The following is a 15,058-nucleotide window of genomic DNA, read 5'->3' on the forward strand; positions in this document are numbered from 1 at the left end:
GGAAATTATCCTATTGCCCTTTGATCACTCACCACGTGTACAGGAGGATGCTCAATGAAGGCAGAAATCATTGCAGTTGGCACAGAGCTACTGCTTGGACAAATCGTCAATACCAATGCCAGATACCTATCCCGTGAATTGGCTGCGATGGGGATCGATGTATATTTCCAAACGGTGGTTGGGGATAACCTGAACCGACTTAGTGAAGCTATTCGCATTGCGCAGAGCCGTGCAGACGTTATTTTATTTTCCGGTGGCATCGGACCTACCCAAGATGATCTGACCAAGGATGCGCTCGCAGCTGTTCTTAACCGGAAACTGCATACAGATCGAATGGCAATGGACAAAATTGAGAGCTTTTTCAGAGATCGTAATGTGGATATGACAGAGAATAACCGACGTCAGGCGATCGTTATTGATGGCGGAACACCTCTGGCCAATGAAACGGGCCTTGCGGCAGGAAATGCGATTTCTGACAATGACAAATATTATGTTGTGATGCCTGGACCACCTAAAGAGTTGATTCCAATGTTTGAACAGGAAGTCAAACCTTGGCTGTTCCAGCATGTACTCACAGAAGAGATGCCGATCTATTCCCGAATGCTCAAATTCGCAGGTATTGGTGAATCTGCTCTTGAAGATCGACTTCTGGATCTGATTGACGCGCAGACAGACCCTACGATTGCTCCTTACGCGAGCGAAGGCGAAGTTACGGTACGTGTCTCCACAAAGGCTGCGAGTGAGGGAGAGGCGAAGCTGAAGCTGGATGCGATGGAAGTTCAGATTCGGGAACGTTTGACAGAACATCTCTACGCGAACGAGGATGTGCCTATAGAGTACACGATTGTAACTATGATGTCTGACATGGGGCTGACGCTCAGCGCTGCTGAGAGCTGTACAGGAGGGCTTGTCATGCAGAGTCTGACCTCTGTACCCGGAAGTGCATCAATGCTCAAAGGTGGTATTGTTTGTTACTCCAATGAAATTAAAGAAAAGCTGCTGAATGTGCCTCATGATTATCTGGAGGGTGAAGATGCACCTGGGGCGGTAAGTCCTGAGGTTGCAAAAGTGCTTGCTGAGCAGATCCGCATGATTGGCGATGCTGATTTTGGCTTGGCTGTTACCGGTGTAGCTGGACCGGGATATTCGGAACGCAAGCCACCCGGACTTGTCTTCATCGCTCTTGCAGAACGTGGAAAAGAGACGGAAATCCATGAGCTACGTATTAATGGTAATCGCGAGACGGTTCGCATTCGTTCAGCCAAAGCAATTCTATATCGCTTATGGCAAAAACTTGTGGCGATGGATTGATTAGTTAATAGCTTCGATTGCATTTACAGTTCCAAGCAAGTATAATTAAGGAAGACGGAAGAACCGTAGAATTAGGCTTTACAGCCTTGTTTACGGTTCTTTTTTCTGTTTAATGGAAAGTTTCCTTGAGGAAGAGGCGCCTCGGCCTTTACAAAAAAAACGAATGTATGTTCGAAAAAAAGCTTGGCAAACGTGTTAAAACAAGGTATCATTATCTTATAAACAGTAAAGGGTGTGAGCTTATTGTCAGACCGTCGTGCCGCGCTTGATATGGCGCTCCGTCAAATAGAGAAGCAATTTGGTAAAGGATCCATCATGAAACTGGGTGAGTCCACTCATATGAATGTGGAAATTATTCCCAGTGGTTCCTTGGCTTTGGATATTGCATTAGGAACAGGCGGCTTGCCTAAAGGCCGTATTGTTGAAATATATGGACCTGAATCCTCTGGTAAAACAACCGTAGCATTGCATGCTATCGCTGAAGTACAAAGAGCGGGTGGACAAGCTGCATTTATCGATGCCGAGCATGCTCTTGACCCACAGTACGCAAGCAAACTTGGTGTTAATATTGATGAATTGCTTCTGTCTCAGCCAGATACGGGTGAGCAAGGGTTGGAAATTGCAGAAGCTCTTGTACGCAGTGGTGCAGTAGATATCGTCGTTATTGACTCTGTAGCCGCATTGGTTCCAAAAGCAGAGATTGAAGGCGAAATGGGCGATTCACACGTTGGTTTGCAAGCGCGTTTGATGTCTCAGGCGCTGCGTAAACTGTCTGGTGCAATCAGCAAATCCAAAACAATCGCAATCTTCATTAACCAGCTTCGTGAGAAAGTCGGCGTTATGTTTGGTAACCCGGAAACAACACCTGGTGGTCGTGCTCTGAAGTTTTATTCCACAGTACGTCTGGATGTGCGTCGTATTGAGAGTATCAAATCAGGCAATGACATGATTGGTAACCGTACTCGTATTAAAGTTGTGAAAAACAAAGTGGCACCTCCGTTTAAACAAGCGGAAGTGGATATCATGTATGGCGAGGGTATTTCGAGAGAAGGCAGTATCATTGACATTGGTACAGAGCTGGACATCGTTAATAAAAGTGGTGCTTGGTACTCCTACGAAGGCGAGCGTTTAGGACAAGGTCGTGAGAACGCAAAGCAGTTCATGAAAGAGCATAAAGATATTGCTGACATCATTGAACAAAAAATTCGTGTAGCCAGTAACTTGGTTACTGCAGTTCCTGCGCCAACGAGTGAAGAGCAACAAAAAGAAGCAGCAGAAGAACAAGAATTGTTTGAAATCAACGAGTAATCTCTCAAAACCTCCCTTGTAGGGAGGACCCTGAGGGTGTTCCCCACTGGACTCCGTAAACTTATCTGATTGAGCTTGGATCAATCTGGATAATGGATTGTAGTGGGAGTACTCGTGCTGTCTAACAGCCCCTGTCCCAATGGACAGGGGCTGTTAGCACGCTAACTGTGGAGTAAAGGCCGGGCAGAGTTCCCGGTCTTTTGTATTATTGGTGTTCTTTGTCTTATCTGAAGGTGTGTTTGGCGTAGTCAGAATGAAAATGTTATGAAAGGGGAGACCAGAATGGATCAACATGACGAGGATTTATATGAAGAAGCAGAACAGGATGGCCTATCCCAATTTCCGGACAACGAAGAACTTATTATTACACGTGTAGAACGAACGAAGAGCAGGCAAGCTCGTTATCGAATCACTTTTGGCATCCACTCCATTACGGTTCTTGAAGATGTGATGATTAAATACAGGATGACTCAAGGTAATACGTTTATGAAGAAGGATCTGGAAGATATCATTCTAGCTGACGAGCGACAGCGGACGTATGCACAGTCTCTGCGTTTTTTGGAGCATAAGCCACGTACGCGCCATGAATTAAGTCAGAAACTTCGTCAGAAGGAGTTTGCTGCACCTTTGATTGAAGAGGCGCTGGATCGGCTTGAGCGGGAGAACCTGGTGGATGACGATCTATTTGCGAAGGAATGGACAAGACAGCGTATGGAGGGCAAGCGGAAGGGAAAACTGTGGATAAGGCAAGAGCTGCGTCAAAAGGGCATTGCCAATGATCTCATTGTTGAGGCACTAGAAGGGATAAGTACAGATGCGGAATTTGAGACTGCTTTGAGTGCCGGACGAAAAAAATGGAATCAGGTCAAAGGGGACGTCAAAGAGAAGAAAAATAAAACGCTTCCCTTCCTAATGAGACGTGGTTTTTCAATGGATATGGTGCGCAAGGTCGTGAATTGTTTAATTGAAGAAGATGAGGCTGGGGACCCTGAAGATGACGAAGCGTTGTTATGGGATTAGCAGACTAGAGTCTCTATACTGCATTCTCTTGACAATTTCTTTCGTCAAATACTAAAATGGACATGAGTCTGTAAGAAATGGACAACCCTTTTTCCTTCCAAAAAAGCGGTTTCGGTTTCTTAAGATTTATACCATTCTTAATTATGGGTTCGCTGGAAACAGTGAATAGTACGTGGAAACATGTACATGTGAAATGAAAATCGGCGGGGGATCGCCGTGAGTATTCGTTATTCCCAAACATATGTAAGGTTTGAAAACTGCAAATTGACCCAAGGAATGCCTTGGAGGAACCAACGAGGAGGTGAACAGTATGGAAATTGCAATCACGATCGCTCTCGTTGCAGCCGCGCTATTCATTGGGTTCGGAGTAGGATATTTTATTCGCAAATCTCTTGCAGAGGCTAAAATCTCTAGTGCGGAACAAGCTGCCGTACAAATCGTGGAGAACGCGAAGAAAGAGGCAGAAGCACTGAAGAAAGAAACGGTGCTGGAGGCGAAGGATGAAATCCATCGCATTCGCGCTGAAGCTGAAAAAGACACTCGTGAACGTCGGAATGAAATTCAACGACAAGAAAGACGATTGTTGCAAAAAGAAGAGTCGCTGGATAAAAAATTGGAATCACTCGAACGTAAAGAAGAGCAAGTGGCTAACAAAGAGAAACGAATTGATGAGACTCAGCAGCAGATCGAAATGATTTACAAAAACCAGGTGACAGAGTTGGAACGTATATCCAACCTCACCATGGAAGACGCACGCAGTATCATACTGTCCAACGTAGAACAGGAAGTTCGTCATGAGACGGCTCAAATGATCAAGGACATTGAACAACAAGCGAAGGAAGAAGCGGACAAAAAGTCCCGCGAGATTATTACGCTCGCCATCCAACGTTGTGCGGCTGACCACGTAGCGGAAACAACGGTATCTGTTGTTACCCTGCCAAATGAAGAAATGAAAGGCCGGATTATCGGTCGTGAAGGACGTAACATCCGTGCGCTTGAAACCCTTACAGGGATTGACCTCATTATCGATGATACGCCAGAAGCTGTTATTCTGTCGGGCTTTGACCCGATTCGCCGTGAAATCGCCCGTACTGCCCTGGAGAAACTGGTGGCTGATGGACGTATTCACCCGGCACGGATTGAAGAGATGGTTGAGAAATCCCGCAAAGAAGTGGATGAGCGCATCCGTGAATACGGTGAGCAAGCTACCTTTGAAGTGGGCGTGCATGGTCTGCATCCGGATCTGATCAAAATTTTGGGCCGGTTGAAGTTCCGTACAAGTTACGGTCAGAACGTCTTGAAACATTCCATGGAAGTCGCTTATCTGGCTGGACTGATGGCTGGCGAACTGGGAGAAGACGTAACTCTGGCAAGACGTGCAGGTCTATTGCATGACATCGGTAAAGCGCTGGATCACGAAGTGGAAGGATCACACGTCGAAATTGGCGTGGAACTGGCGAAGAAATACAAAGAACATCCGGTTGTAATCAACAGTATCGCGTCCCATCACGGAGATTGCGAAGCGACTTCGGTCATTGCCATGTTGGTTGGCGCAGCAGATGCGCTCTCCGCAGCAAGACCAGGCGCACGCCGCGAAACGCTGGAAACGTATATCAAACGACTGGAGAAGCTGGAAGAAATCTCAGAATCCTTCGAAGGTGTCGAGAAATCGTACGCCATTCAGGCCGGACGCGAAGTTCGCGTTATGGTACAGCCTGAGAAGATCGATGATGCTGAAGCATTCCGCTTAGCCCGTGACATCACGAAGATGATTGAGAATGAACTCGACTATCCGGGTCACATCAAAGTCACCGTCATCCGGGAAACCCGTGCGGTTGAATACGCAAAATAGAGCATTACGGAAAAGTGGCCGCAGTAGTGGGCCACTTTTCCTGTTGATAGCCTGTTAAAGGCAACTACACATCATGGAGCATGAGATAGAGTCCTGCAAAGGTTCAACATTTGAAGTAAGAGGACTTTGCAGGAATTGAGGAGGCAGTAATCAATGAAAGTTTTGTTTATTGGTGACATTGTAGGTAACGTGGGACGTAAGGCATTAAAGGAAAATTTACCGTATCTGAAATCGAAGTATAAGCCACATGTAGTGATTGTGAATGGTGAAAATGCGGCAGCAGGTCGCGGCATTACCGGCGCAATCGCAAATGAGTTTTTCAACTGGGGTGTACATGGTATTACACTTGGTAATCATACTTGGGACAATAAGGATATTTTTGATTTTATAGATGATGAGCCCCGCATGATTCGTCCAGCGAACTTTCCACCAGGCACACCAGGACGAGGGTACACGGTTGTCAAAGGCGAAGGGAAAGAGCTGGCGATTGTCAATCTTCAAGGAAGAACGTTCCTGCCTGCTCTGGATTGTCCATTCCGTGTAGCTGATGAAATTGTAGATGAGCTGCGCCAAGACCATAAATGTATTTTGGTCGATATGCATGCTGAAGCGACGTCAGAAAAGATTGCCATGGGATGGCATCTGGATGGACGTGCGTCTCTCGTTGTAGGTACACATACGCATGTACAGAGTAATGATGATCGGATTTTGCCTGGAGGAACAGCTTACTTGACGGATGCAGGCATGGTAGGGCCTCGTGACGGTATATTGGGTATGGAGCGTGAGGCCGTGCTGCGTAAGTTCTACACCCAGCTACCTGTACGTTTTGTTGTGGATGATGGCAAATGGCACTTCCATGGTGTTTTTGTTGAAATTGATGAAGCCACAGGTGCGGCAACACGCATCGAAAAAATTCGTCTGACGGAGGACGAGTGGCGCATGGAATAGGGGTATTGTCCCAATTTGCAGGGAAACCCGTCTAAAAAGAAGGAATTTTTTTGCCTCCCGCGAATAACATCTAGTAAGTGGAAACAAACTTTCAACATTCCCAGGGAGGTACTTACCATGGATGTATTAAAAGTTTCAGCAAAGTCCAATCCTAATTCTGTAGCCGGCGCTCTTGCAGGGGTTCTTCGTGAACGTGGAAATGCTGAACTGCAGGCAATTGGAGCGGGAGCACTGAACCAAGCCATTAAAGCGGTAGCGATAGCCCGGGGATTTGTAGCACCAAGCGGAGTTGACCTGATTTGTATTCCAGCTTTTACAGACATTGTGATCGACGGCGAGGACCGAACGGCCATTAAGCTGATTGTGGAGCCCAGATAATACATGCAGTATGCATTGAACCTGTTTACGATGTAGACAGGTTTTTTTGCGTTTTTTTTGCAATCACATATTGAGGAGGGTTTAAGATGTCCATGTCTGATTGGCGTGTAGCTGATTTTCACTGTGATGCACTGAGCAAAATTTTGATGCAGCCTGCCCTTTCATTTGAAAATGCTCCACAACTGGATGTGAACTTGCAACGTTTGAAAGAGGGGAATGTAGAATTGCAGGCGTTCGCCATCTATTTACCCGAAGTGCTTGGCAGAGGCAAGTTTGAACATGTGATGGGGCAGTTGGAGATTTATCGTAGACGTGTGGAGAGAAGTCAGGAGCGGCCTGGCGGCACACAGACGTTGTTATGGCGTGAACAGGTGGCTCAGGTGGGGCAAACAGGGGGGCCGTGGGGATTAATCACACTGGAGGGTGTGGATGGCCTGGAGGGCAACCTGTTCTATCTGGAGTTATGTTATCAGATGGGCGTTCGAATTATTGGACTAACGTGGAATTATGCCAATTGGGCGGCTGACGGAGTAATGGAGAAGCGTGGAGCAGGTCTGACCGAGAAGGGGAAGGAACTGGTGCGCCAGTGTAATGAAATCGGAATGCTGCTCGACGTGTCACATCTGACAGAGAAAGGTTTCTGGGAACTGGCTGACTTGAGCAAACGTCCTTTTATCGCCTCCCATTCCAACAGTTATAGCGTATGTCCCCATGTGCGTAATCTGAAAGACGATCAGATTCAGGCTATCATTGCCCGGGAAGGGCGGATCGGACTGACGTTTGTACCCTGGTTTGTAAAGCAGGAGGGTGAGGTACGTATAGAAGATCTGCTGCCTCATATTGAGGAGATCTGTTCTCTCGGCGGGCAGCATCATCTGATGATGGGGTCTGATTTTGATGGAATTTCAACGTATATTCAGAGACTTGAACATTCAGGACATTATCCGAGACTGACGGAAATCCTGCTCAAGCATTATGATGAACATTTAGTGCGCGGCTGGTTGTGGGGGAATGCGATGAGTTATCTGGGGGAACACTTGCCAGAGAGCAATCCGAAGATGCAGATGAAGGGGAATTCCATGAAATAGTGAACTGGTGTGTGCTTTGAATGTGTTGAATTGAAACTTGTTTTCCAAATAAAGGAGGGGAATGATGGTGAAATAAGTGTATTTCATGAATTTTCACCAGTTCGTTTTCATTTCACTCCAAAAAGGGGTATAATACCATTGGATTGTTAAGAGCCTGAGTACAGGCCATAGATAAACAAGGAGTGAATTTACAATGAGTAAAACAGTACCTGTGGGCGTATCTGCCCGTCACATTCATGTATCCCAAGAGCACGTTGAAATTTTGTTTGGTAAAGGTTATGAACTGACTGAATTTAAACCTCTGTCCCAGCCTGGCCAATACGCTGCTAACGAAACTGTAGCGGTAATTGGTTCGAAAGGACAGTTTGATAAAGTGCGTATCCTTGGACCTGTTCGTCCTGAAACGCAACTGGAGATCTCCATGACAGATTCATTTGCGATTGGTGTTAAAGCACCTGTACGTGAATCTGGAAGCATTGAAGGTACACCAGGAATCACAATTAAAGGTCCTGCTGGCGAAGTAACGATTGATAAAGGTGTTATCGTTGCTGCTCGTCACATTCACTTCCATACTTCTGATGCTGCTAAATGGGGTATCGAGGACAAACAAATGTTGAAAGTTCGTCTGGGTGGAGATCGTGGTCTGGTACTGGAAAATGTACTGGCTCGTGTATCCGATTCTTTCGCACTGGACATGCATATTGATACAGATGAAGCTAACGCTGCTGGCGCTCGTAATGGCGACACTGCTGAAATCATCGATTAATTACATGTAATAGCCTCAGCCCCCAATTATGGCGGTCTGAATAACATATAAACCTGAGCACAGCCAACAGGGGCCGGTTAATTCCAGCCCTGATGGCAAGGCTCAGGTTTTTGTGTTTTCTGAGTGTTCTTCTGAGCATGGCATGTTTCGGATTAGACGAAGGGAGATGCGCTTTGGATGTGGAACTACAGCCCAATTCATGCTATAATTTGCTGTAATGCTCTTTTAATGTTCCAAGCAAGATATTCATGTGGAACAGGGATGAATGAACGATTTTTTATTAATAGAGGCTGTAAGGAGTGACCGAAGGAAATGGCTAAAGACTCAAAAAAGGATTACTCCCAATATTTTGATTTTTCCGATGCCAAAGTAATTTCGCAAGATGAATTCAGCAAAAAGATAAGAATCCGGGGCCGTGAGATTAACATCAAATCGGAACCCAATCATCGTCAGGAGAAACAGCGGGGCAAGGAAGACGTCCAGGTGCTTTACGAAAATGCCGTTCCCGATGAACTGAAAAACATAGGGAAAGGTAAACACTATATTGTATATACGTATGGATGTCAGATGAACGAGCATGACTCGGAGACCATCAAAGGACTCCTTGAGTCTATGGGATATCAGGCTACAGAGAATCGCAAAGAAGCTGATATTATTCTGCTCAATACGTGTGCCATACGAGAAAATGCGGAAGATAAAGTATTTGGTGAGCTTGGTCACCTCAAAACGCTAAAACTCGAACGTCCGGGATTGTTACTTGGCGTATGCGGTTGTATGTCCCAAGAAGAAGGCGTCGTCAACCGAATCATGCAGAAGCATGGCTTTGTGGATATGATCTTTGGTACACATAACGTGCATCGACTGCCACATCTAATCCAGGAAGCGTTGTTCAGCAAAGAAATGGTTGTTGAGGTATGGTCCAAGGAAGGCGACATCATTGAGAACCTGCCGAAGAAACGTGAGGGTATGCGCGGCTGGGTGAACATTATGTATGGCTGCGACAAATTCTGTACATATTGCATCGTTCCGTTTACGCGGGGCAAAGAACGCAGTCGTCGTCCGGAAGATGTCATTGCCGAAGTTAGGGATTTGGCACGACAAGGCTTTAAGGAGATCACGCTGCTTGGTCAAAATGTGAATGCGTACGGCAAGGACTTCACCGACCTGAACTACAGTTTTGGTGACTTGATGGATGCCATTCGCCAAATTGATATTCCGCGGGTACGTTTTACAACCAGTCACCCACGTGACTTTGATGACCACTTGATTGAAGTGCTGGCCAAGGGCGGAAATCTGGTGGAGCACATTCATCTTCCGGTGCAATCTGGCAGTTCAGAAGTACTCAAACGTATGAGCCGCAAGTATAACCGGGAACACTATCTGAAGCTGGCTGACAAAATTAAAAAGGCCATCCCGGATGTTGTGTTAACAACGGATATTATTGTTGGTTTTCCGGGGGAAACGGAAGAACAGTTTGAAGATACACTTTCCCTTGTCCGTGAAGTAGGGTATGATTTTGCCTATACCTTTATTTATTCCCCGCGTGAAGGTACACCGGCTGCAGTGATGGAAGACAACGTACCGATGGAAGTGAAGAAGGAACGTTTGAAGCGCTTGAACGAAACGATCAACGAATACAGCCACCGAAGCAATGAAGAGCAACGCGGCAAAATCGTTGAAGTGCTCGTTGAAGGCGAGAGCAAACGGAATTCCGAAGTTCTGGCAGGACGTACACGCAGCAACAAGCTGGTGCATTTTGAAGGACCTAAAGATTTGATCGGTACTTTCGTACAAGTGGAAATCACTGATCCGATGACTTTTTATATTAGGGGCAACCTGCTCTCCGAGCCGGTAGCTGCCAATCAGTAATACACACACACAAATAAGATGAATGATTTTTTGCACTTAGCGGGGTTACGCCGAGCGTAGCGAAGGTGACGGAATCGATTCTGTAGAAGCGAAGCGTTCGCCTTTGTCTCCGAATTTTAACCTTGAACAATCTTAATCGAAAAAATTCGGAGACAACAGCGATCAAAAGAACGATCCGACACCGCAGCGGTCACTCAGCAGTCGACTGAGCTTAATGCAACATTGAGTTTTCATCTTATATCATCTCATAGAATGGAGCGATTTCAGTGGCGCAGGAAGAAGTGCAGTACAACCATTATGGAATGCCAACCTACGATACGCGCAATCTGGTCATACGCGACGACATTATGGGAAAAGCCAAAGAATTGGCTGATATGCTCGGAACGAGTGAGGAAGTTAGACAGTTTCAACAGGCTGAAACCAAAATTCGGGATCATGAGCGCATCCAGCAGTTGATTGCAACGATCAAGAAAAAACAAAAAGAGATTGTTGCTTTTGAAAGCTTCAAAAATGTGGAGATGGTCAGCAAAATTGAACAGGAAATTGAAGATCTGCAAAGCGAACTGGACAGTATTCCATTGGTTACGGAATTCCAGCAGAGCCAGAGCGACATCAACTACTTGCTTCAACTAGTGATCTCTGTAATCCGGGATACGGTTTCTGAAAAAGTAAACGTGGAGGCTGGAACGGATTCACCTCCGACCAGTTGCGGTTAAATGACGGAAGGGTGCGGACGCTGTCCGCGCCTTTTTTGACATTACATAACCGTTAATGTGGAGTGGCTATCGCCAAGTACTCGGAATATAATTCCAAGCAAAGCTCCACGCTGTGGGGTTATTTTGTGTGGCGCGGCTGATTTTTAATGATAAAGGCACATGACATCAAGAGAGCTTGATACGTACAGTGAATAAAGGAGAAATGAATAATGAGTATTTTGGACAAAATGGTGGAAGACGGAGACGGACGATTCTGGGGATTTCTCGGCTGTCGTTATATTAAAGGAGACGGAAAAGAAGTAAAGATTGCGTTGACAGCAGGCGAACATCATACCAACTCCATGGGGATTATTCATGGGGGTGTATTGACTTCACTGATGGACCAGGCGATGGGTATGGTTGCAACAGCAGCAATGGAAGTAGACGGCTGTGTGACAACAAATTTGAACGTACATTTTCTTGCACCAATGAAACAAGGGGAATTAACGGTGACAGCTACGGTACTGCATCAAGCAGGACGCAGTGTTACGACTCAATCGGAGGTTCGTGATGCATCGGGCACGTTGGGATGTATGGCTACGGCGACATTCCGCATAGCACGCCCGAGAACGTAACGCATGAATCCTGCGGTTGACAAAAGATATTATTATGTCATAATGAAATTATCAAAATGAAAATAGTCGGTGGTGCCCATGAGCGAAAACTACGAACACTTCAATGCAGAGAGCGACGAACAAGCAGCACGTGCTTATAGTTCCCAAAAATATCGTACCCCCGATGGTGTTCCTGCGGATATCGTTATGTTCACCTTAACCAAGCGGGAGCGCAAGACGGTGACGAAGACACTTCCCATTCGGGAACTGAAAGTGATGCTGATCAAGCGCAAAGGCTGGCCTTTTGCAGGCAGATGGGCATTACCCGGTGGATTTTGTCAGGAGAATGAATCCATCTACGGTGCAGCTAAGCGTGAGTTGATGGAAGAGACAGGTGTAGACGGTGGACATCTGGAATACTTGAATGTATACAGTCAGCCGGGTCGTGACCCGAGGGGCTGGATTATCTCACACGCATTTTTCGCGCTTGTAGAAGAATGGATGCTGGATCAACGCCAAGCGGCAGATGATGCTGAGGATGTTGGGTTGTTCACGATTCAGGAGGCGCTACAAGAACTGGAACTGGCCTTTGATCACAGAACAATCATTGAAGATGCTTATCGACGTATTCAACAGCAGATGCTGGAAACGACGATTGCTCGTCAGTTCCTGCCACGTGATTTTACATTAAGTGAATTATATCAGGTTATTCAAAGTGTTGTACCGGATTTTGAAGAACCAAACTTCATTCGCAAGATTACGTCTACCCGCAGCCGTAAAGGCATTGTGGAAGAAGTAAGAGATGAAGAGGGGAACCTCGTGAGTTCCAACCAGTACTCGCAGCGTCCGGCGCAGCTATATCGTTTTACAGAACTTGTACCACGCCTTTCCATCTATACGTAATAAGGTGTAGATGTGTCAATCTGATTGAATCAGGATCAACCATTTCTGGGCTAAGGGAGTGTTGACGATGAAAGCACTGATTGTCATTGATTTTACGAAGGATTTTGTGACAGGTTCTTTGCCTGTAGGTCAGCCGGCAGTAGAGATCGAAGAGACAATTGCAGCTGTAACCGAGGCCTACTGTAAGAACAAACATGAGGTAATCATGGCTGTGGATCTACACGAAGAAAATGATCCGTATCACCCGGAGACTGTACTTTTCCCACCTCATAACATCAGAAATACGGAGGGAAGACAGTTATATGGTCGTCTTGCCCGAGTGATGGAAGAACGGAAAACAGATATACAGTGGATGGATAAGACGAGATATAGTGCATTCTGTGGGACCGATCTGGAACTCAGACTGCGTGCACGTGGTATTACGGATATTGCACTGATTGGGGTATGCACGGATATTTGCATATTGCATACCGCAGTGGACGCTTACAATAAAGGTTTTCATATTACGGTATACGAAGATGCCGTTGCCAGCTTCAATCCGGCAGGGCATGAGTGGGCACTTGGACATTTTCGTTCCAGCCTTGGTGCTTCGGTGGTTAAGGCGAGCGAGACAGTCTTGGCTTAATTTACTCCATAGTCATGTTTGGTTGACTCCATGTTAGGAACCGGATGAATGTGGTGAATGGTGTATAGAGTTTTTTACGGGAGACTTGTTTGTTTAATACGGATGAACAGAATCATGAAGAATGAGTCTCCATATGTTAACCCGTGTTCACAGATGAAATCTGGGGGCACGAGCGGAAGTCAGAGAGGATGAGACAAATGCAGACAACTAGCCTGGCTTTACATACGGATAAATATCAGATCAATATGATGTACGCCCATTGGGTGAATGGTACTCACAAGCGGAAGGCGGTATTTGAAGCCTATTTCCGTAAGCTTCCTTTTGGTAACGGATATGCGGTATTTGCCGGATTGGAACGTATTGTGAACTATATCAGCCAGCTTCGGTTTACGATGGACGACATCAAATTTTTATCCAAACAAGAGGAAAATTACGATCCGGTCTTTCTGGAAGAGTTGCTCCAGTTTTCATTTCAGGGGACGATTCATTCCATGAAGGAGGGTGCAATTGTTTTCCCTGACGAACCGCTCATTCGGGTAGAAGGCTCCATTATGGAGACTCAATTGGTGGAGACGGCGATACTTAACTTCATGAATTATCAGACGTTGATTGCAACCAAGGCTTCGCGGATCAAACAGGTAGCACAACAGGATACGTTGCTCGAATTCGGCACACGGCGTGCGCAGGAAGCGGATGCTGCCATCTGGGGCGCACGTGCCTCGTATGTAGCAGGCTTCGATGCAACGTCTAATATGCTGGCCGGAGAGCGCTTTGGGATCCCAACAGCAGGTACACATGCCCATTCCTGGGTACAGAGCTTTATGAGCGAACAGGAGGCGTTTGACGTGTATGCCAAAGTGTTGCCTGATCAGGTTACACTGCTGGTTGATACCTTTGACACATTGAACAGTGGGGTACCTCACGCCATCAAAACAGCCAAGAAGTTGGAGAGCCAAGGCAAAAAGATGAATGCGATTCGTCTCGACAGTGGTGACCTAGCGTACTTGTCGATTCAGGCACGTCAGATGTTGGATGAGGCTGGGCTGGATTATGTGAAAATTGTAGCATCCAATGATTTGGATGAAAATACGATTTTCAACCTGAAGGCTCAAGGAGCACGGATTGATACATGGGGTGTTGGTACACAGTTGATTACCGCTTCTGACCAGCCATCTTTGGGTGGAGTGTACAAATTGGTGGAGCGTGAAGTGGACGGTGCCATGTTGCCTACGATCAAAATATCTGCCAATCCTGAAAAGGTGTCCACTCCAGGTAAAAAGGAAGTGTTCCGGATCATTGATCCGAAACATGGCAAAGCGATAGCAGATTATATCTGCTATCCAGAGGAAGAGCAGCCGCTACAGGGCGGACCGCTCAAGCTGTTCAACCCGCTACACCCTTACCTGAAAAAGACGGTTACCCGCTACGAAGCGGTCAATATGCTGGAGCCAATCTTTGTGAATGGACGTAAAGTGTATGAACTGCCTAATCTGGATGAGATTCGTGCGTATCACCGGGAACAGATGAACCTCTTCTGGCCTGAATACCAACGGAAGCTCAACCCGGAGATCTACCGTGTGAACATCAGCCCTGCGGCATGGAATATGAAGCAGAAGCTCATTGCGGAACATGTGAAATCCACAGAGGAATAATTCACACATAAGAATTACAGAGAGGCATA

At 46.3% G+C, this 15,058-nt stretch carries 14 protein-coding genes; all 14 read left to right on the forward strand.

Annotated features, from left to right (window positions below; translation table 11 throughout):
• The first annotated feature begins 54 nt into the window (after positions 1-54).
• The 14 genes from C161_RS11690 to C161_RS11755 all read left to right on the forward strand — a co-directional run bounded on the left by C161_RS11690 (position 55) and on the right by C161_RS11755 (position 15,029).
• Entirely contained in the window at positions 55-1,311 is a 1,257-nt protein-coding gene (locus C161_RS11690) for a competence/damage-inducible protein A (RefSeq protein ID WP_036670416.1), read from the forward strand.
• 243 nt (positions 1,312-1,554) lie between these two features.
• The gene (gene recA / locus C161_RS11695) at positions 1,555-2,619 is read left to right on the forward strand and encodes a recombinase RecA (RefSeq protein ID WP_036609261.1); all 1,065 of its coding nucleotides are present in this window, start codon (positions 1,555-1,557) and stop codon (positions 2,617-2,619) included.
• 282 nt (positions 2,620-2,901) lie between these two features.
• A complete protein-coding gene (locus tag C161_RS11700) occupies positions 2,902-3,639 on the forward strand; it encodes a regulatory protein RecX (RefSeq protein ID WP_036670417.1) in 738 nt (245 codons plus the stop codon).
• Between the two features lie 310 nt (positions 3,640-3,949).
• Positions 3,950-5,491: a ribonuclease Y gene (rny, locus tag C161_RS11705; RefSeq protein ID WP_036670418.1), complete on the forward strand. Its 1,542-nt coding sequence runs from the start codon at positions 3,950-3,952 to the stop codon at positions 5,489-5,491.
• 153 nt (positions 5,492-5,644) lie between these two features.
• Positions 5,645-6,439, forward strand: coding sequence for a TIGR00282 family metallophosphoesterase (locus C161_RS11710; protein ID WP_036609256.1), 795 nt, complete (start codon positions 5,645-5,647; stop codon positions 6,437-6,439).
• Positions 6,440-6,556: 117 nt separating this feature from the next.
• Positions 6,557-6,817, forward strand: coding sequence for a stage V sporulation protein S (locus tag C161_RS11715; protein WP_007430104.1), 261 nt, complete (start codon positions 6,557-6,559; stop codon positions 6,815-6,817).
• Between the two features lie 86 nt (positions 6,818-6,903).
• Positions 6,904-7,905, forward strand: coding sequence for a dipeptidase (locus tag C161_RS11720; RefSeq protein ID WP_442789427.1), 1,002 nt, complete (start codon positions 6,904-6,906; stop codon positions 7,903-7,905).
• Positions 7,906-8,098: 193 nt separating this feature from the next.
• Positions 8,099-8,671, forward strand: coding sequence for a phosphate propanoyltransferase (pduL, locus tag C161_RS11725; protein ID WP_017689107.1), 573 nt, complete (start codon positions 8,099-8,101; stop codon positions 8,669-8,671).
• A gap of 312 nt (positions 8,672-8,983) precedes the next feature.
• Complete coding sequence (gene miaB, locus C161_RS11730) at positions 8,984-10,540, forward strand: tRNA (N6-isopentenyl adenosine(37)-C2)-methylthiotransferase MiaB (protein ID WP_036609253.1); 1,557 nt, start codon at positions 8,984-8,986, stop codon at positions 10,538-10,540.
• A gap of 302 nt (positions 10,541-10,842) precedes the next feature.
• Positions 10,843-11,256 (forward strand): RicAFT regulatory complex protein RicA family protein, encoded by a 414-nt coding sequence (locus tag C161_RS11735; RefSeq protein WP_197997748.1) that lies wholly within the window; start codon positions 10,843-10,845, stop codon positions 11,254-11,256.
• A gap of 209 nt (positions 11,257-11,465) precedes the next feature.
• Positions 11,466-11,870: a PaaI family thioesterase gene (locus C161_RS11740; protein WP_036670419.1), complete on the forward strand. Its 405-nt coding sequence runs from the start codon at positions 11,466-11,468 to the stop codon at positions 11,868-11,870.
• 78 nt (positions 11,871-11,948) lie between these two features.
• Positions 11,949-12,752 carry an NUDIX hydrolase gene (locus tag C161_RS11745; RefSeq protein WP_036609248.1) on the forward strand — a complete coding sequence of 268 codons (804 nt, stop codon included), beginning with the start codon at positions 11,949-11,951 and terminating at the stop codon, positions 12,750-12,752.
• A gap of 67 nt (positions 12,753-12,819) precedes the next feature.
• The gene (locus C161_RS11750) at positions 12,820-13,377 is read left to right on the forward strand and encodes a cysteine hydrolase family protein (protein WP_036670420.1); all 558 of its coding nucleotides are present in this window, start codon (positions 12,820-12,822) and stop codon (positions 13,375-13,377) included.
• 197 nt (positions 13,378-13,574) lie between these two features.
• Positions 13,575-15,029: a nicotinate phosphoribosyltransferase gene (locus C161_RS11755; protein ID WP_036609243.1), complete on the forward strand. Its 1,455-nt coding sequence runs from the start codon at positions 13,575-13,577 to the stop codon at positions 15,027-15,029.
• The last annotated feature ends 29 nt before the right edge of the window (positions 15,030-15,058 follow it).

This window comes from Paenibacillus sp. FSL R5-192, from assembly GCF_000517845.1.
GTDB classification, from domain to species: domain Bacteria; phylum Bacillota; class Bacilli; order Paenibacillales; family Paenibacillaceae; genus Paenibacillus; species Paenibacillus amylolyticus.